This window comes from Microbacterium hominis (genome assembly GCF_013282805.1).
GTDB lineage: Bacteria > Actinomycetota > Actinomycetes > Actinomycetales > Microbacteriaceae > Microbacterium > Microbacterium hominis_B.
In genome coordinates, this window is the sequence record NZ_CP054038.1 from 569,608 (window position 1) to 586,647 (window position 17,040).

Consider the following 17,040-nt stretch of genomic DNA (forward strand, 5'->3'; position numbering starts at 1 on the left):
CCGTCGCCGTGCGGGGAGGGTCTGACGGTACCCGGCTCACGCACGACCGGTATGGCGCCCGCATCGTGAACAGCGTCGTGGCGCCCGTCGCGCACGCATCCACCCTTCGCCTCGACCCCCGCGCAGCGCACGCGCGGGGGCCGATGGCGCCGTCAGCGGGAGAGGGCCAGACCGCCGGTCCAGCCGATCTTCTCGCCCACGGCGAGGGTCAGCTGCAGGAAGCCGACGGCCTCGAGCTCGTGCGCGCGGGAGAGGGCGCCGGCGTCGACGGCGGTGAGCCCGCCCGCCTCGATCAGCGCGAGGAGGCCGCTCTTCGCATCGGCGTCATCGCCCGCGACGAGCACCGCCGTGGGCACCTCGCCGACCGTGCCCGAGGCGAGGGTCGCGGCGAAGTTCGTGTTGAAGGCCTTCAGCACCTTCGCGGCGGGCAGCGCCGCCTGCAGCTCGGCAGCAGCGGAGCTTCCGGCGGGCACGACCAGGGCGTCGAAGGTCGAGAAGTCGAGCGGGTTGGTGATGTCGACGACGGTCCGGCCCGCCAGCTGCGCGCCGTAGCCGGCGACGATGGACGCGATCGAGGGGTACGGCACCGCGAGCACGACGATGTCGCCGGCGATCGTGGCGGACGTGTCGGTGCTGGTGACGTGCTGGATGTCGGCGCCCCCGCGCGCGAGCACGCCCGCGATCGCCTGGCCCATGTTGCCGGTTCCGAAGATGGTGACGGTGGTCATGTCTGCTCCCGTGTCGGTGATGAATCGGTGATGCCCGTGGATGCCGCGGGTGCGGCATCCACATTGCTTGTAGGTGCAACTATCGCGGTGCAACTCGGTTGTCGGCACAACTATTCCTAGAATCGGAGAATGAGTCGCACGAGGTTCTACTCCGAGGACGAACTGGCGACGTGGGTGCCCTTCACGGCGCTGCTGGAGCTGCTGCCGCGGGAGCTCGACGCGCAGCTGCTGCGCGACGAGGAGCTGACGCACTTCGACTACATCGCACTGTCGGTGCTGACCGGGGCGCACGCGCACCGGCTGCAGATGAAGGAGCTCGCCGCGCGCACGAACGCGACGCTGCCCCGCCTGTCGCACGTCGTGTCGCGGCTGGAGAGGCGCGGGTTCGTGCGGCGGGAGGCGAACGCCGCCGACGCGCGCGCGACCGACGCGGTGATCACGGCGGAAGGGCGACGCAAGGTGCTCCGGGCGACGCCGGGTCACGTCGAGAACGTGCGGCGCGTGCTGCTGGACGTCATGACGCCCGAACAGGCGCGCGCGCTGCGCGACGTCACGGCGGCCGCGCTCGAGCGGCTCGATCCCGGTGGCCGGATGTCCGCGACCCGCATGCCCCGCACGCTGCGCTGACTCCGGCGGTATTCCCCGACGCGTCAGGATCGAGTGTCGTAGGTATGTTCTACTCTCGACCCATGACACGCGATGACAGCCTCCCCGAGTGGGAGGCGCGAGGCTGGGCTGATGCCGAGGCCGGTTGGTATCACGACGGCCCGCTGCGGGAGTCCGACCTGTGCGGGGAGCGCCTCGACTCTCCCACGGCCGGGCCCGACCCGATGGGCATGATCCAGGAGACCGCCGATCTCATCGCGACCTTCGCGGCGCGGCGCCTGCGCTTCGTCGATGAGGTGCGGCGCGACGCGCTCGACCGCGACGCCCTCGCGCGCGGCGGGGATGACGCCCGCGCCTCGACGGAGATCGTGCTTCGCGGACTGCGGCTGGAGCTGGCGGCGGCGCTGCGCATCACCGAGCACGCGGCGGGCGATCTGCTGGCGATGTCCGAGGCGCTCGTGCATCGCTACCCGGCCGTGCTCGACCTGCTCGAGCGCGCTGCGACGACGGAGCAGCACGCCCGGGTGCTCGTCGATGTCGTCTCCGGGGTGTCGCCCGGCGTGCGCGATCGCGTGCTCGATGCCGGCGTCGCGTGGGCTCAGACGCTTCCGGTCGGCGTCTTCCGGCACCGTCTGCGCACGCTCGCCGAATCGCTCGAGGCTGCGACCCTCGACGTGCGCCACGAGCGGGCGATCGATGACCGCCGTGTCGTCGTCGAACAGGCGGCTGACGGCATGGCGTGGCTGCACCTGTACGCGCCGGCGGTGGAGATCCACGCGATTCATGGGCGGGCGACGCGCATCGCGAAGCAGATCGATGCGGGCGGTGGTGATGATGACCGCACGCTCGACCAGGTGCGCGCCGACGTGCTCTGCGACCTGCTCATCGACGGCGAAACGGCGCTCTTCCCCGAGCGTGCACGCGGTATCCGCGCGACCACGGTCGTGACGGTCCCTGCACTGGCGCTGATCGACGGCGTCGCCGGCGCCACAGACGCTGCCGTCGTCGAGGGCCTCGGGCCGATTCCGCTCGAGACGGCACGACGGCTCGCCGGCGGTGACGGCACATGGATGCGCGTGCTCACGCATCCGGAGACCGGCATGGTGCTCTCCGTCGGACGGGACTCGTACCGGCCTCCCGCATCGCTGCAGCGGCTGGTGAAGTGGCGGGCCGATCGATGTATGGCGCCGGGATGCCTCGTTCCGGCGTCGCGATGTCAGATCGACCACCAGGTCGATTGGGCCCACGACGGCGAGACCTCGCTCGAGAACAACGCGCCGTTCTGCCAGGGGCATCACACCATCAAGCACCACAGTCGGTGGCGAGTGAGACAGGTGCCCGGCAGCGGCGGCGCGATCGAGTGGACCAGTCCGTCGGGCCGCGTGTACACGGTGCTGCCCGAGCGGCGGGTGCCGGTGTTCACGCCGTCGACCGTGGCGGGAGCGGGCGGCGACGAGGCGCCGTTCTGACGAAGCAGCCCTCGTCAGCGACGAAGCTGGTCGCCGGGCGGCCGGTCAGCGAGACAGATGCTCGGCCAGGCTCATAGGCGCGCGACCGGTCAGGGCCTCGACGTCGCCGGTGACATCGGCGAGCTCGCCCGCCGCGATCGCGGTGTACGTCGACACCCACGCGTCGTACTGCCAGTCGGGGGCCTCCCACGCTCGCCGCGATTCGTATGCCTCCGGCACGGTCTCCCGGTGATAGCCCACCGTCCGACCGGTGTGCGCCGTCAGCACCGCGGCGACCTCGTCGAGGGTGAGGGCCTCCGGTCCGCTGAGCTCGTAGGTGCGCCCGACATGCTCGCCGGGCGAGGCGAGCACCGCCACGGCGCAGGCTGCGATGTCCGCTCGCGTGACGACCGCCACGCGTCCGTCACCCGCCGGTCCTCTGATGACGCCGTCCGCGCCGACCATCGCCGGCAGGAAGTCGAGGTACAGGTTGTCACGCAGGAACGTCCACGCCATCCCGGATGCCTTGATCCGCCGCTCTGTGTGCCAGTGGTCGCGGGCCAGCGTGAAGGTCGACTCGGGCGCCGCGTGGAAGAACGAGGTGTACACGACGTGCTGCACGCCCGCGGCGGCCGCGGCATCCACGAAGGCGAAGTGCCGGTCGAGCCGGTCCGCGCTCTCTGAGGCCGACACCATGAACAGCACCGCGACGCCCTCGAGGGACCGCCGCGTCTCGTCGTCGTCGGCATAGCTGGATGCCACGACGATCGCCCCGGGCAGCGCGGGCGCCTTCGACGGGGTGCGGGCCAGCAGACGCTGCGCCACGCCGGCGTCGGCGAGCGCGCGTGCGACGCGTCCGCCGAGGTGCCCGGTCGAGCCGGTCACCGCTAGCGCGGGAAGGGTGGGTTCGGTCATGAGCGGAGCCTCCTGGGCGCGAGGCTAGCCCACGACACGCCGTACCTGGGCAGTTCGCGTCGGATCGGCCGCGGTTCAGGTCAGGCCGTACCCGGGCTGCTGCGGGGGGAGGTCGCGACTCAGGTCACGCGGTACGCGACATATCGCACGGCATCGGCATCGCGCGCGCAGGAGGCGACGAACACCGCGTGCTCGAGCGCTCCCAGCCGTGGCGACGCGGTCTCGATCGAGATCGCCGTGCGGAAGTAGTAGCCGTCCGCGGGCACCGCGGCGCCGCGCAGCAGCGCCTCGAGCACCTCGGGCGAGCCGCTGCGCACCCCCGTGACCTGCAGGTATACGAACTCGTCGTCGGCGGTGCGCGCGGTGTAGCGGCCGTCGATCTCGATCGCCCCGTCGGCGCGCACCCGCTGCCAGTCCGCGCCGCCGGCGAGGATCTCGGCGTTCCACGAGCCGTCGATCGCCGTGACCGTACCGCCCACGATCGGCACGACCCGACGGTGCCCCACCCGGGTCACGCCGTGGTCCTCGATCGGTCCGAGCCGCACGACAACGTCGAACGCCGGCTCGAGCGTCGGCACCGGCATCCCGCCCCCGGCCGCCGCGCTCACGCCGGCACCACCGGGAGAACGAGCCGTGAGGCATCCGCGCCGTCGTGCGACACGACCTGCTCCGCCACCACCGTGGTGGAGGCCACCGCCGCCGGCTCACCCGAGCCGGGGTTGCGCGCATAGCGCGGGTGGGCACCGGACGAGACCTGCACGCCGATGCGATGGCCGACCTCGAAGCGGTGGAAGGTCGGCCACAGCGGCACCTCGACCACCCGGAACCCCTCCGCGTCGGCGTCGGGGTCGGTCGCCGCACTCCCGACCGAACCGATCCGGCGGATGCCGTCGCACACGGTCATCGACCGCCCGTCGGGGTGCACGTCGGTGATGCGCACGAACACGTCGAACGACGGCGCCGACGAGTGGAATCGCACACGTGCGACCGGCTCGCCCGCCACCCGCACGGGCTCGGTCAGCGCGTCGCCACGGAACACCGCCACGTCGGGCCGCCGCTCGTGCGCGGCGTTGTCGACGGGGTCGGTGTCGGGGTTCAGGCTCGGGCCGCCGACGGCGGGCGTCGGATCGTCGGGGTCGTATCGGTACCCCGTGGTCCCGCCGTCGGGCGCCGCGGTGTCCAGCCGACCGCCGCGATGCAGGAACCACTCCTGCGCCGTCGACCCGGCCGGCGGCCACTCGGCCAGATCGTGCCACTGCTCGGCCCCGGTCTCGAACGCCCGCACCGGAGCAGGGCGCCCGGAGGGCGCATCCGTGAACACCTCGCGCAGGAAGCCGAGTCCCTCCGTGTGGGTGGGCGTGCCCATTCCCGGCGACACGTGGCCCCACGGCCCCAGCGTCAGCTGCGGCGGGTTGCCGGCATCCACCAGCGCCCGATAGGTGCGCAGCTGCCACGGCAGGAAGATGTCGTACCAGCCGGTGAGCATCATCACCGGCGCGGTCACCAGCGGCACGGTGGCCGTGTGCGACTGCTGCGTCCAGTACTCGTCGGTGAGCTTCTCGTGCGCGACCCAGTCCTGGTACCAGTGGTTCGGCGCACCGATCACGGCGGAGTCGCCGGCGCTCAGCGGCAGCACGTCGAACGCCGTGGCGAGGCGGCGATCGGGCAGCACCATCCCGAGCAGGGCCAGGCCGCCGCGACGCATCCTGTCCATCATGCGCGTCCAGCCCAGGGCGTTGCGCAGCGAGTAGGCGCCGTTGTCCCACGTGATCTGGCCGAAGTCGGGCATCGTGATCAGCAGCACGAGCGCGTCCTGCGCGGTCTCGGGCTCGTCGCGCTGGAGCTTTCCGGCCACCGCCCACTGCGTGTAGCCGAGATAGCTCTGTCCGTAGGTGGCGAGCTTCCCCGTGAACCACGGCTGCTGCCGCACCCACCGCAGGGTGGCGACGCCGTCGCGCTGCTCGTCGATCTGCGGCGTGAACACGCCCTCCGAGCCCCACGTGCCCCGACAGCTCTGGAACAGCACGGTGAACCCCTCGTAGGCGAGGGTGCGCGCACCGCCCGCCATCGGGCCCCGGCGACCGTAGGGCCCGCGCATCACGATCGTCGGCAGCGCCGGGTCGCCCCCGCCCACCGGACGGATGAGATCGGCGAGCAGCGCGACCCCGTCCTCCATCGGCACCCGCAGGTCCCGCTCGATCTCGATGTCGTGCGGCCCGAGGGCGACGCCCTTGAGCCGCCGGCCGTCCATGGCCTTGGTGAGCCGCTGTCGCAGCGTGGTCATTCCGCCTCCTTGCGGGATCGATCGATGGTGCGTGATGCCTCGGGGGATGCCGCGCCGGCCGCGTGACGAAGATCGACGAGCCCGTCGCGCACGGTGCGTGATGCCTCGGGGGATGCCGCGCCGGCCGCGTGACGAAGATCGACGAGCCCGTCGCGCAGTCGCTCGAGAGCGGGCACCGACGACTCGAGGGCCGCACGGTCGCCCGGATCGAGCGCGGCCATCGCCTCGGCGACCAGCGCCGCCGCGGCCGCATCGAACCGGTCGAACCAGCCGAGGGCCCGCGGGGTGGCGACCACCTCGACGCGGCGCCGATCGACCGCCGACGCGCGTCGCGCGATGAGCCCGGCATCCTCCATGGTCGCGAGCAGATTGCTCACCGTCGAGCGTCCGACTCCCAGCGCCTCGGCGAGGTCGCTCGGCGAGGCGACCGTGCCGCGGGGGAGGGCGCGCAGCACCTCGACCTGGGCGTCCGGGATCTCGGGCAGGTCCTCGCGTTCGCGCGCGGCCGCCAGCAGCGTGCGCCGCAGCGGCGAGATGACGGCGGCGAGGCGCGACGAGTCGACCGTCACGGTGTCGCCCCCGCGGCGGGCACGCTCAGCGAGCTCCGCGCGTTCAGCAGCTCCGGGTGGAATCCCGCCGCCCGCTTGTACGCCGCGGCGATCTCGGCGAGCTCATCCGCCGGGATCACATCGTGGATGTCGGCGAAGCCCTGAGGGGCGCGCTCGTGCGCGAGCAGCATCACCCGCTCCGGCCCCGTCTGACGCGTCATCTCCAGCAGGGCCGCCGTCGCCGGCCGTCGCGCGTCCTCATACGCCGCCAGCCCCGCCTCGACGGTCGTCGCCGTCGCGAGGTGGAAGGCGAGCGTGCGCGCATCGAGGATCGCCTGCGACCCGCCGTTGGACCCGTTCGGGTACATCGCGTGCGCGGCGTCGCCCAGCAGCGTCGTGCGTCCGAACGTCCACCGCGGGAGGACGTCGCGATCGACCATCGGATACTCCAGGATCTCCTCGGCCGCCGAGATCACCCCCGGCACGTCGATCCAGTCGAACCGCCACTCGCGGAACAGCTCCACCAGCGGCGCCGCGGGCACCGCACAGTTCCAGTCGGCATCCGGAGAGCCGACGCCGCGCCGCTCGGCGATGAAGTTCACGCGGGTGCGACCCGCGGCATCCACTCCCTCGATCGGGTAGGCGACGAACTTCTGCTCGCCGTCGCCGGCCATGATCATCGTGCGTCCGTCGAGGAACGGGGGCGCGAGCGCGGTGCCGCGCCAGAGCGTGAGCCCGCTCCACGGCGGAGCGCCCTCGGCGGGGTAGCGCAGCGCGCGCAACGACGAGTGGATGCCGTCAGCGCCGATGACCACGTCGGCGTCCGCCCGCACCGTGCCGCCCGACGTCTCGAACACGGTGACGGCGCCATCGGCGCCGTCCTCCACAGCGACCAGGCGGTGGTCGAGGCGGACGACATCGCCGAGCCGATCGTGCACGGCGTCGAGGAGCTCGAGCTGGAGCCGACCGCGGTGCACCGACACCTGCGGCCACGCATACCCGGCGGCGCGACCACGGGGCTCGCTCCAGATGGGCTGGCCGAAGCGGTTGTAGTAGGCGAGGGTCTGCGGCTCCACGCCGATCGCCGCCATCGCCGGGGCGAGCCCGAGCTCGGTGAGCTCGCGCATCGCGTGGGGGAGCAGATTGATCCCGACCCCGAGCCCCCGGATCTGCGGCGCGCGCTCGAAGACGGCGATCTCCCGCAGACCGGCCGCGTGGAGGCTCAGCGCGGCGGCGAGGCCGCCGATCCCGGCGCCGACGATGACGATGCGCATGCGGACTCCCTTGTTCGCGTTCGCGGTGAGGCGTTGTCCACATAGTTTTGTACATGAATCATCGACGTGTCCAGGGTCAGTTCGTCGCAGGCCGCCCCGGGTCGACGGGATAGTCCACGAAGGCGAGCCGATGCCCGTCCGGAGCCCAGCTGTTCACGTTGATCGTGCCCTGGCCCCCGAACAGGCGGACGACGGTGGATGCCGCGCCCCACGCCTCGCGCGCGCCCGCGCTCGCCGCGAGGTCGACGAGCTTCAGCTCCACCTCCCGGTCGGCGGGATGGCCCTCGGTGCCCGGCGGGAAGCTGAGGTAGACGGCGCGATCGCCCGCCGCCGTCAGGTGCGGGAACCAGTTCACGCGCTCGTCGGCGGTCAGCTGCTCGAGCGCGGAGCCGTCAGGGCGCACCCGCGCGATCTGCGCATGGCCCGGTCGCGTCGAGAAGCGCTCGGTGTTCAGGTAGATCCACGCCCCGTCCGGCGCGTACTCGCAGCCGTCGTCGGGCCCGCGCCCACCCGTGACCGCACGGTCGTCCGCACCGTCGACGCCCACCGTGCGGATCGTGCCCGAGTCCCAGCCCTCGGTCGGATCCAGCGCGACGTAGGCGAGCCGCGTGCCGTCGGGCGAGATGCCGTGGAGGAAGTGGAACCGACCTCCGGCGTCCCGCGTCACCCGCCGTGACGGCCCGCCGCGCAGCGACGCGGCGTAGAGGTGGCCGTCGTTCGCGGACAGGTACACGGTGTCGCCGTCGGGGGCGAGCACGTGGTCGTTGTTCAGCTCCGGCAGACCCTCGATCGGCACCACGGCGGGCGCGGTCGATCCATCCGCCGGCATCGTCCACAGCACCCCGTCGCCGTTGAGCACGAGCTGGTCGTCGACGGTCCAGTTCGGCGCCTCGAGCAGCACCGCGGTGTCTTCGTGCACGGTCAGCGTCTCACCCGTGCGGGCGTCGAGCACGCGCACCCGGCAGCGCCGGCCCGCACCCAGCTTGCGCGCCCAGGAGGTCTCCTGCTCGGCGGTCTCCTCGGTCTCCTCGGTCTCCTCGGTCTCCTCGGCCTCCTCGGTCGCCGGTGCGGCCGGTGCGGTGGGCGCGGCGTCGTGTGCGGCATCTCTCATCGTGGCCGCGACTTTACCACTGGTATATTCTGCGAGGGCTCCCGGGGCCGATCCCCGGTCGCGGCATCCACATCCGGTGAAGGAGCAGTTGCATGGACCTCGATCGTCCCCTCGAGCTCGACAAGCTCGCCGCACAGGAAGCGGTCGAGCTCCGCGCCTTCGACCACGACGCGGCGTGGCGGCTCGGCAGCGGCCTGCGCGACCGCGCGGCTACAGCCGGCTACGGCATCGCGATCGACATCCGGCGGCCGACCGGCGCGGTGCTGTTCCACGCGGCGCTGCCGGGCGCGACCGCCGATCAGGAGGAGTGGATCCGCCGCAAGGTCGCCGTCGTCTGGCGCTTCGAAGCGAGCTCCGCGCTCGTCTCGGCGCGGCTGAGAGCGGCGGGGAAGGTCGCCACCGACCCGGCGGCCGGATGGCTCGCCGCCGCGGATTACGCGGTCACCGGCGGCGCCGTGCCGATCCGCGTCGCCGGCGCCGGCATCGTCGCGGCGCTCACCGTCTCGGGGCTCAGCTCCGTCGCAGACCATCGACTCGCGGTCGACGCGATCGTGCGCCTGCGCGACGACGTCTGAGTCGTGCCCGCGCGACGCACCTCCGCGAAGGGAGCCGCTCGGCGCGAGCAGATCCTCGCCACCGCCCTGCGCGTCATCGGCGAGCAGGGCTTCCGCGCCGCGACGCTGCGCGGAATCGCGCGCGCCGCGGGCATGGAGACCGCCCACGTGCTGTACTACTTCGGCAGCCGTGAAGGCCTGCTGCGCGAGGTGATCGAGCGGTGGGATGCCGGCGCCACCGCCACCGCCGCCGCCGCAGGCGGCGCCGACGCGCTCGAGGTGTATGCGGCCGCGGTGCGGCGCAACCTCTCGGTCCGCGGAGCCATGCACCTGCACCTGTCGTTCGCGGCCGAAGCCGTCGACGCCGACCACGCCGCGCACACGTTCTTCCGCGACCGCTTCGCACGTACCGAACGCGGGATCGCCGACGCTCTGTGTGCGGGCCAGGAGGCGGGGCTCGTGCGGGCGGACCTCGACCCGGCGCGCGCCGCGCGCCTGCTCGTCGCGCTGGCCGACGGACTCCAGCTCCAGTCGCTGATGGACACCGACCTCGACGTGCGCGCCGACATCGACGCCGCACTCGATGACCTGTTCACCGGGGGAAAGCGTGTCCCGCTCGTGCCGACGCACGACGAACCGCGGTGACCGGCGGCGGGTACCCTGGAGTGTCCGCGGCCTGCCCCGTCCCGAGGTCCCCATGCCCCTCAGCCCACCGCTTCCCGCCCCGCTCCGCGAGCCGGGCGGAGTGCTCGTCGTCGGCACCGGCCGCATGGGGGCGGCACTGGCCGCGCGGCTGACCGACGCCGGCGTGCGCGTGCGCTCCACCTCGCAGCGCGGGGCGACCGGCCTCGATGCCGCCATCGTGCTGCTCGCCGTACCCGATGCCGCCATCCCGCGCGCGGCCGCAGCGGTCGCCCCGGGGAGGTTCGTCGGCCACCTGTCGGGAGCCACGACGCTCGCCCCGCTCGCACCGCACGCCGCGTTCAGCATCCATCCGCTCATGACCGTCACCGGCGCCGACACCTCGTTCGCCGGGGTGCCCGCCGCGATCGCGGGGTCGGACGACGACGCGCTGGCTGTCGCGCAGGCCCTCGCCGACGCGCTCGGACTGCGCGGCGTCGAGGTCGCCGATGCCGACAGGGCCGCCTATCACGCGGCCGCGACGATCGCGTCGAACTTCCTCCTCGCGCTCGAAGACACCGCGGAGCAGCTCGCCGCCACCGCCGGGGTCGACCGCGACGCCCTGCTCCCGCTCGTGCGCGCCACGGTCGGGAACTGGGCGGCCCACGGCGCCGGCGCCGCCCTGACCGGGCCCATCGCGCGCGGCGACGTCGACACCGTGCGTCGCCAGCGCGACGCGATCGCCGCCCGCCTGCCGGGCCGCCTCGCCCTCTTCGACGCGATGGTGGATGCCACGCGCGACCTCGCCACCCGATCGGTGCGCGACGCGACGAGCCTCGGCGCGGCGGCTCCCGCCGTCGACGTCGTCCGCGAGGGAGCCGGATCGTGATCGTCGCGCGCACCGCCGCCGACCTGCGCGCCGCGCTCGCCGGGCCCCGGCGCTCGGGCCGCGTGGGCCTGGTCCCCACGATGGGCGCCCTGCATGACGGGCACCTCTCGCTCGTCCACGCGGCGCGCGCGCAGAACGACACGGTCGTCATGACGATCTTCGTCAACCCGACGCAGTTCGGCGAGGCCGCCGACCTCGCCGCCTACCCGCGCACCGAGAAGGCCGACCTCGCGCTGGCCGCGCAGGCGGGCGTCGATGTCGTGTTCGCACCGTCGGTCGCGGAGATCTACCCGGCCGGCTTCGCCACGACGGTCTCCGTCGCAGGGCCGATCACCGAGACGCTCGAGGGTGCCGTGCGCGGCCGCTCCCACTTCGACGGGGTCGCCACCGTCGTCTCCAAGCTCCTCCTCGCCGCCCTCCCCGACGCCGCCTACTTCGGCGCGAAAGACGCTCAGCAGGTCGTCGTCATCCGTCGCATGGTCGCCGATCTCGGCATCCCGGTGCGCATCGAGGTCTGCCCGACGGCCCGCGACGCCGACGGGCTCGCGCTGTCGTCGCGCAATGCACGGCTGAGCGCCGCCGAGCGTGAGCGCGCGGTCGCCGTGCCGCGCGCGCTCGACGCGGTCACGCGGGCGGTCGACGCGGGCGAGCGCGAGCCATCCCGGGCGGCGGCCGCCGGACTCGCGGTGCTCGCCGCCGCCGGCCTCGAGGCCGAGTACCTCGCGCTCGTGCACCCCGACACTCTCGAACCCGTGGTCGCCGTCGCGCCGCCGATGCTCGCCGCGCTCGCCGTGCGGGTCGGGGAGACCCGGCTGATCGACAACGTGCTGCTGGACGCGGCATCCAGCCCTCTCGCCGACTCCGGAGGCAGCGAATGACACGACGACGTGTGACGGTGACCCGCCTGGCCGAGCTGAAGGCCGAGGGCACCCCGATCGTGATGGTCACCGCCTACGACCATCCCTCGGCCCGTGTGGCCGAACGTGCCGGGGTCGACATGGTGCTCGTCGGCGATTCGGGGGCTCAGGTCGTGCTCGGCCACGATTCCACCGTCGAGATCACGACCGACGAGATGCTCGTGCTCGCCCGTGCCGTGCGCCGCGGCGTGACCTCGGCGTTCGTCGTGTGTGACGTGCCCTTCGGATCCACCGAGATCTCCGACGAGCAGGCGGTGGCCACCGCGCTGCGCTTCGCGAAGGAGGCCGGCGCCGACGCCGTCAAGATCGAGGGCGGCAACCCCGCCCGCCTCAGCCGCATCGGCGCGATCGTGGATGCCGGAGTCCCCGTCGTCGGCCACGTCGGCCTCACCCCGCAGACCGCGGGGGCGCTCGGCGGCCTGCGCGTGCAGGGACGCACCGAGGAGACGGCCGCCCGATTCGTGCGCGAGGCGCTCGCCGTCGAGGCGGCCGGTGCGTGCGCACTCGTGGTCGAGGCGGTGCCGTCGGAGGTGGTGGCCGTGGTGCGTCGCGCCCTGCGCATCCCGCTCATCGGCATCGGCGCCGGTCCCGCCGACGGGCAGGTGCTCGTCTTCCACGACCTCCTCGGCATCACCGAGGGCAGGGTGGCCACCTTCGTGAAGCAGTACGCCGCGCTCGGCGACGCGATGGTCGAGGGCGTGGCCCGCTATGCCGAGGAGGTGCGCGCGGGAACCTTCCCGGCGAGCGCGCACCAGTACGGCGCCACGGCCGAGGCCGTCGCCGCGGCGGAGGCCGAGCTCGCTCGCGACTGAAAACCTCCGAGTGGAGGATTTTGGGCTCGTCCTGACATAGGATGCCGCCATGGCCTCATACGCGAAGGGCATCGCGCGCCGGCAGGAGATCCTCGACCGGGCGATCGAGGTGTTCGCCCGCCGCGGCTCCGACCGCACGAGCCTGCGCTCCATCGCGCAGGAGGTGGGGGTGACCCACTCGGCCCTCACGCACTACTTCGGCTCGCTCGAAGAGCTGCTGGTCGAGGTCTACCGCGAGTCGGCCCGCCAGTCCGACGCGCAGCATCCCGTGTCCGAAGACGCGACGCCGGTCGAGATCATGCGGGCCTCCGCGCGCGACAACCGCGAAGTGTCGGGACTCGTGCAGCTCTACTCCACGCTCGTCGCCGCCGCGCTCGAGGAGGGGCACCCCGCCGCCCGCGAGTTCGCCGCCACGCGCTTCGCGGCGCTGCGACGAAGCCTCGCCGAACGCGTGCGCCACAACCAGCGCAGCGGCCGCATGCGAGCCGATGTGGATGCCGATGCGGTGGCCGCCCTCGTGATCGCCGCGTCCGACGGCCTGCAGACCCAGTGGCTGCTCGACCCCGACCTCGACGAGCAGGGCGTGCTCACCATGCTCGACGACCTGCTGGCGGGGCCGGGGGCGCGCTGATGCGGATCCCGGTCGAGATCAGCCCTGTGCGGCACCGAGGTCGCCGGTGAGGTAGCGCTGCAGGGTCGGGCCGACCGCGGCGACGAGCTCGTCCACGGACGGGTCGGCCATCGGCGGCAGTTCGAGCACGTACCGCGTCACGAGCATGCCGACGATCTGACTCGCCGCGAGCCCTGCGCGCCGGCGCGCGTGCGGGTCGTCTTCCAGCCGATCGGCGATCCGCGCGAGGATCTCGCGCGAGACGAAGCCCACCAGCAGTGCCGCCGTGCGGCGGTTGCCGATCATGGCGCGGAGCACGGCGACGCCGCGCTTGCGCATGACGGGGTCCTCCCACATCTCCAGCACGAACCGCGCGACGCGCTCCCCGGCGGAGTCGAGGTCCCCGGCGAGCACGGCGTCGAGGCCGCGCGTCGGCGGCAGCGGGGCGCCGATCGCCCCCGCGAAGAGGTCGGCCTTGGTGCCGAAGTAGTGGTGCACGAGGGCGGCATCCACCCCCGCTCGCCCGGCGATGCCGCGGATCGTCGCCGCGTCGTAGCCCCGCTCGCCGAACTCCGCGATCGCGGCATCCACGATCCGCTCCCGTGCGCCCGAATCGCCGCCGCGGGGGCGACCGCGGCGACGCGAGGCGGTGGGCACGGCGAACTCGGGCACGGGCCCAGACTACGACGCGTCGCACCCCCTTGCCAGATATTCACTGCACGTTGAATAATGCCGCCATGCGCGCTGTGTTCCTCAAGGAGTTCCAGGAGCTGCGGCGGGATCGCCGCACGCTCGGGATGCTCGTGGTCATGCCCCTGCTGCTGCTGGTGATCTTCGGCTATGCGGCCAACTTCACGGTGGACGAGTTCCGCGTCGCGATCGTCGGCACGAACGCCGAGCAGGTCGACGACCTCGTCGAAGACAGCGACGACCTCGCCGATCACCTCGTGGTCGAGACCACCGACGCCGACGCCGACGAGGCCGACGCGGTGGAGCTGCTGCGCGAGGACCGCGTCGACGTCGCGATCGTCGCCGACGACGAGATCACCGTGCTCATCGACGGCTCGAACCTCTTCGCCGCCCAGTCGGCGCAGGTGCTGTTCACCCAGGTGCAGCAGCAGCTCTCGCAGAACCCGCAGGCGCCGCCCGTCGACATCGAGATCCTCTTCAACCCCGACCTGAAGACGTCGTGGGTGATGATCCCCGCGATCATCGGCCTGATCCTGACCTTCATCGGCACGATCATCACGAGCATCGGCCTGGTGCGGGAGCGCGAAGCCGGCACGCTGGAGCAGCTCGCCGTCATGCCGCTCAAGGCGACCGGGGTGATCCTCGGCAAGATTCTCCCGTACTTCCTGCTCGCGTCCTTCGACATGGTGCTCATCGCGGTGCTCGGCATCTGGCTGTTCGGCGTGCCCTTCGTCGGGAGCGTCTGGATCTTCATCCTCGGCGCCGCGCTGTTCCTGTTCGCCGTGCTCGGCATCGGCGTGCTGATCTCGTCGGTGTCGCAGACGTCCGGGCAGGCGATCCAGCTCGCGATGATGACGCTGCTGCCCCAGATCCTCCTGTCGGGGATGATCTTCCCGCTCGACGCGATGGCCGCCGGCGTCCGCTGGATCGGATACCTTCTGCCGCTCACGTACTTCACGATGATCTCCCAGGGCGTCATGCTGCGCGGCGCGCCCATCGAGTCGCTGTGGCTGCCGCTGACCGTGCTCGCGGTCATGGCGGTCGTGATCTTCGGCCTCGCCGTGGTGCGGTTGCACCGGAGCATCTCGCCCGCGAAGCCGCGCCGGCACGCCCGCCGTCACGCCGCGCACGGAGCCCGGCGATGAGCGGGATCGGTCTGGATGCCGTGCAGGTCGTCTTCGGCGACACCGTTGCGCTCGACGACGTCTCGCTCGCCGTCCCGGAGGGCGAGGTCACCGCGGTCGTCGGCGGAGACGGCGCCGGCAAGTCCACCCTGCTGCGCGTGCTCGCCCGCCGCGTCGCGCCCGGGTCAGGTGCCGTGCACACGCTCGACGCGGAGCGCATCGGCTACCAGCCGTCGACGTCGGGCGTGTGGGGCAACCTCAGCGTCGACGAGAACATCGCCTTCGTGGGCCGCTCGTACGGCATGGCCGATCGCGCAATCCGGTCCCGCGCGGGCGACCTGCTCGGCCGGGCCGGACTCTCCGAGGCCCGCTCGCGCCTCGGCCGCGCGCTCTCGGGCGGGATGCGGCAGAAGCTCGGCTTCGTGCTCGCGATCCTCCACGAGCCGCGGCTGGTGCTGCTCGACGAGCCGAGCACCGGTGTCGACCCGGTCAGCCGCGTCGAGCTGTGGCGACTCATCTCCGAGGCGGCAGCGGGCGACACCGCCGTGCTCATGGCGACCACCTACCTCGACGAGGCGCAGCGCGCGGCATCCGTCACCGCCCTCGATCGCGGCCGGATCATCGCCTCCGGGACGCCCGACGAGATCATCGCGGGGCTTCCCGGCGGCATCGGGATGCTTCGCACCGACGCTCCGGCACCGCCGGACTCGTGGCGACGCGGTCGGGAGCGCCACGTGTGGCTCGGGCGGGAGGAAGGACGCGCGGAGCCTGACGCCGCGGCCGTCACGCGCATCGATCCCCCCGACCTCGAGGACGCGCTGATCGCACTGACGATCTCCGGGCGAGACGAGCCCGACGCGGAATCGGAGCCACCGCAGCCACCGCAGCCGCCGCCCGCGGCGACGTCGCGGACGTCCGGGCCCGTCGTGGCGGCCGGACGCGGCGTGACCCGGAGGTTCGGCGTCCAGACCGCCGTCGACGACGTGAGCCTCGCCGTGCACGCCGGCGAGATCGTGGGTCTCATCGGCGCCAACGGCGCCGGCAAGACGACGTTCCTGCGCGCCCTCATCGGCCTGGACCGACCCGACGAGGGTGAGGTCGAGCTCTTCGGCGCGCCGCCGGATGCCGCCTCCCGACGCCGCCTCGGCTACGTCCCGCAGGGACTCGGGCTCTTCCGCACGATCAGCGTGCGCGAGAACGCCGAGTTCTTCGCGCGCGTCTACGCGGGAAGCGCTGCGACGCTGCCGGCCGCGCTCGACGAGGTCTCGCGCGACGTCGTCGCCGACATCGGGCTCGGCCGACAGCGCCAGCTCGCGTTCGCGCTCGCCCTCGAGCACGACCCCGATCTCCTCGTGCTCGACGAGCCGACCTCCGGCGTCGATCCGCTCTCCCGCGCACGCCTGTGGGACACGATCCATGCGCAGGCCGATGCCGGCCGCGGCGTGCTCGTGACGACCCACTACCTGCAGGAGGCCGAGCAATGCACGCGGCTGGCGCTCATGTCGCAGGGACGCCTGCTCGGACTCGGCTCGGTCGCCGACCTCACCGCCGGCGTGCGCGCCGTGCTCGTGCGCTCGCCGCAGTGGCAGGAGGCGTTCACCGCACTCGGCGCGGTGGGCCTGCCGACCATGCTGTCGGGACGGGAGGTGCGGGTGGCGGGCGTCGACGCCGACCGGGTGCGCGCGGCGCTCCGGGGGATCCCCGCCGAGATCGACGAGGTGGAGCCCACGCTCGAGGAGGCGATGGTGCTGCGCGAGGGGTGACGTCGCGCAGACCCGGACCGGGTGCGGCTCAGGCGGCCTCTTCGACGGGCCACCCTCCGTCGGCCGCGAGCTCCCGCTTCATGCCGGCCTCCCGGCCGTGAGCGGCGGCACCCCACGCCGAGTGGACGTCGTCTCCCCAGAAGACG

Annotated in this window: 18 protein-coding genes; 10 read left to right on the top strand and 8 right to left on the bottom strand. The window is 72.9% G+C overall.

Annotated elements, in window-relative coordinates:
- Positions 1 to 152: 152 nt before the first annotated feature.
- Positions 153 to 728, bottom strand: coding sequence for an NADPH-dependent F420 reductase (locus tag HQM25_RS02470; RefSeq protein WP_172988794.1), 576 nt, complete (start codon positions 726 to 728; stop codon positions 153 to 155).
- Positions 729 to 857: 129 nt separating this feature from the next.
- Here HQM25_RS02470 and HQM25_RS02475 point away from each other — a divergent pair, with 129 nt between their 5' ends.
- Both HQM25_RS02475 and HQM25_RS02480 read left to right on the top strand, forming a co-directional pair.
- Positions 858 to 1,355 (top strand): MarR family winged helix-turn-helix transcriptional regulator, encoded by a 498-nt coding sequence (locus HQM25_RS02475; RefSeq protein ID WP_172988796.1) that lies wholly within the window; start codon positions 858 to 860, stop codon positions 1,353 to 1,355.
- A 62-nt stretch (positions 1,356 to 1,417) separates the two neighbouring features.
- The gene (locus tag HQM25_RS02480; protein WP_254359511.1) at positions 1,418 to 2,803 is read left to right on the top strand and encodes an HNH endonuclease signature motif containing protein; all 1,386 of its coding nucleotides are present in this window, start codon (positions 1,418 to 1,420) and stop codon (positions 2,801 to 2,803) included.
- A 45-nt stretch (positions 2,804 to 2,848) separates the two neighbouring features.
- Here HQM25_RS02480 and HQM25_RS02485 read toward each other — a convergent pair whose 3' ends face one another.
- From HQM25_RS02485 to HQM25_RS02510, 6 genes are all read right to left on the bottom strand, one after another.
- Positions 2,849 to 3,697, bottom strand: coding sequence for an SDR family oxidoreductase (locus HQM25_RS02485; protein WP_172988798.1), 849 nt, complete (start codon positions 3,695 to 3,697; stop codon positions 2,849 to 2,851).
- A 119-nt stretch (positions 3,698 to 3,816) separates the two neighbouring features.
- Positions 3,817 to 4,305, bottom strand: coding sequence for a DUF3237 domain-containing protein (locus HQM25_RS02490; protein ID WP_254359512.1), 489 nt, complete (start codon positions 4,303 to 4,305; stop codon positions 3,817 to 3,819).
- A complete protein-coding gene (locus tag HQM25_RS02495) occupies positions 4,302 to 5,981 on the bottom strand; it encodes a CocE/NonD family hydrolase (RefSeq protein ID WP_172988800.1) in 1,680 nt (559 codons plus the stop codon). Before HQM25_RS02495 ends, HQM25_RS02490 begins: the two co-directional genes overlap by 4 nt.
- Positions 5,978 to 6,550: a MarR family winged helix-turn-helix transcriptional regulator gene (locus HQM25_RS02500; RefSeq protein ID WP_172988802.1), complete on the bottom strand. Its 573-nt coding sequence runs from the start codon at positions 6,548 to 6,550 to the stop codon at positions 5,978 to 5,980. The genes HQM25_RS02495 and HQM25_RS02500 overlap by 4 nt, the downstream gene beginning before the upstream one ends.
- The gene (locus tag HQM25_RS02505; protein WP_172988803.1) at positions 6,547 to 7,803 is read right to left on the bottom strand and encodes a flavin-dependent oxidoreductase; all 1,257 of its coding nucleotides are present in this window, start codon (positions 7,801 to 7,803) and stop codon (positions 6,547 to 6,549) included. The genes HQM25_RS02500 and HQM25_RS02505 overlap by 4 nt, the downstream gene beginning before the upstream one ends.
- Before the next feature lie 76 nt (positions 7,804 to 7,879).
- Positions 7,880 to 8,914 (bottom strand): TolB family protein, encoded by a 1,035-nt coding sequence (locus HQM25_RS02510; RefSeq protein WP_254359513.1) that lies wholly within the window; start codon positions 8,912 to 8,914, stop codon positions 7,880 to 7,882.
- 92 nt (positions 8,915 to 9,006) lie between these two features.
- Between HQM25_RS02510 and HQM25_RS02515 the strand changes: the two genes are divergently transcribed.
- Genes HQM25_RS02515 through HQM25_RS02540 form a run of 6 tightly spaced genes read left to right on the top strand, consistent with a single transcriptional unit; the run spans position 9,007 to position 13,338 of the window.
- Positions 9,007 to 9,489 carry a heme-degrading domain-containing protein gene (locus tag HQM25_RS02515; RefSeq protein WP_172988804.1) on the top strand — a complete coding sequence of 161 codons (483 nt, stop codon included), beginning with the start codon at positions 9,007 to 9,009 and terminating at the stop codon, positions 9,487 to 9,489.
- Between the two features lie 3 nt (positions 9,490 to 9,492).
- Positions 9,493 to 10,113, top strand: coding sequence for a TetR/AcrR family transcriptional regulator (locus tag HQM25_RS02520; RefSeq protein ID WP_172988806.1), 621 nt, complete (start codon positions 9,493 to 9,495; stop codon positions 10,111 to 10,113).
- Positions 10,114 to 10,165: 52 nt separating this feature from the next.
- Entirely contained in the window at positions 10,166 to 10,978 is an 813-nt protein-coding gene (locus HQM25_RS02525) for a DUF2520 domain-containing protein (protein WP_172988808.1), read from the top strand.
- The gene (panC, locus tag HQM25_RS02530) at positions 10,975 to 11,856 is read left to right on the top strand and encodes a pantoate--beta-alanine ligase (protein ID WP_172988810.1); all 882 of its coding nucleotides are present in this window, start codon (positions 10,975 to 10,977) and stop codon (positions 11,854 to 11,856) included. Before HQM25_RS02525 ends, panC begins: the two co-directional genes overlap by 4 nt.
- Complete coding sequence (panB, locus tag HQM25_RS02535) at positions 11,853 to 12,707, top strand: 3-methyl-2-oxobutanoate hydroxymethyltransferase (RefSeq protein WP_172988812.1); 855 nt, start codon at positions 11,853 to 11,855, stop codon at positions 12,705 to 12,707. Before panC ends, panB begins: the two co-directional genes overlap by 4 nt.
- A 49-nt stretch (positions 12,708 to 12,756) precedes the next feature.
- Entirely contained in the window at positions 12,757 to 13,338 is a 582-nt protein-coding gene (locus tag HQM25_RS02540) for a TetR/AcrR family transcriptional regulator (RefSeq protein WP_172988813.1), read from the top strand.
- A gap of 18 nt (positions 13,339 to 13,356) precedes the next feature.
- On the opposite strand, the gene HQM25_RS02545 is transcribed toward HQM25_RS02540, so the two are convergent.
- Complete coding sequence (locus tag HQM25_RS02545; RefSeq protein ID WP_254359514.1) at positions 13,357 to 13,989, bottom strand: TetR family transcriptional regulator; 633 nt, start codon at positions 13,987 to 13,989, stop codon at positions 13,357 to 13,359.
- Positions 13,990 to 14,054: 65 nt separating this feature from the next.
- On the opposite strand from HQM25_RS02545, the gene HQM25_RS02550 reads away from it, so the two are divergent.
- Positions 14,055 to 15,152, top strand: coding sequence for an ABC transporter permease (locus HQM25_RS02550; protein WP_172988815.1), 1,098 nt, complete (start codon positions 14,055 to 14,057; stop codon positions 15,150 to 15,152).
- Complete coding sequence (locus HQM25_RS17705) at positions 15,149 to 16,894, top strand: ATP-binding cassette domain-containing protein (RefSeq protein WP_172988816.1); 1,746 nt, start codon at positions 15,149 to 15,151, stop codon at positions 16,892 to 16,894. Before HQM25_RS02550 ends, HQM25_RS17705 begins: the two co-directional genes overlap by 4 nt.
- Positions 16,895 to 17,040: the final 146 nt, after the last annotated feature.

Bases quoted from the DNA above. Each gene is read 5' to 3' on its own strand.
- HQM25_RS02470 (WP_172988794.1), bottom strand. From the start codon at position 728: ATGACCACCGTCACCATCTTCGGAACCGGCAACATGGGCCAGGCGATC.
- HQM25_RS02475 (WP_172988796.1), top strand. From the start codon at position 858: ATGAGTCGCACGAGGTTCTACTCCGAGGACGAACTGGCGACGTGGGTG.
- HQM25_RS02480 (WP_254359511.1), top strand. From the start codon at position 1,418: ATGACACGCGATGACAGCCTCCCCGAGTGGGAGGCGCGAGGCTGGGCT.
- HQM25_RS02485 (WP_172988798.1), bottom strand. From the start codon at position 3,697: ATGACCGAACCCACCCTTCCCGCGCTAGCGGTGACCGGCTCGACCGGG.
- HQM25_RS02495 (WP_172988800.1), bottom strand. From the start codon at position 5,981: ATGACCACGCTGCGACAGCGGCTCACCAAGGCCATGGACGGCCGGCGG.
- HQM25_RS02505 (WP_172988803.1), bottom strand. From the start codon at position 7,803: ATGCGCATCGTCATCGTCGGCGCCGGGATCGGCGGCCTCGCCGCCGCG.
- HQM25_RS02510 (WP_254359513.1), bottom strand. From the start codon at position 8,914: ATGAGAGATGCCGCACACGACGCCGCGCCCACCGCACCGGCCGCACCG.
- HQM25_RS02515 (WP_172988804.1), top strand. From the start codon at position 9,007: ATGGACCTCGATCGTCCCCTCGAGCTCGACAAGCTCGCCGCACAGGAA.
- HQM25_RS02525 (WP_172988808.1), top strand. From the start codon at position 10,166: ATGCCCCTCAGCCCACCGCTTCCCGCCCCGCTCCGCGAGCCGGGCGGA.
- panB (WP_172988812.1), top strand. From the start codon at position 11,853: ATGACACGACGACGTGTGACGGTGACCCGCCTGGCCGAGCTGAAGGCC.
- HQM25_RS02540 (WP_172988813.1), top strand. From the start codon at position 12,757: ATGGCCTCATACGCGAAGGGCATCGCGCGCCGGCAGGAGATCCTCGAC.
- HQM25_RS02550 (WP_172988815.1), top strand. From the start codon at position 14,055: ATGCGCGCTGTGTTCCTCAAGGAGTTCCAGGAGCTGCGGCGGGATCGC.
- HQM25_RS17705 (WP_172988816.1), top strand. From the start codon at position 15,149: ATGAGCGGGATCGGTCTGGATGCCGTGCAGGTCGTCTTCGGCGACACC.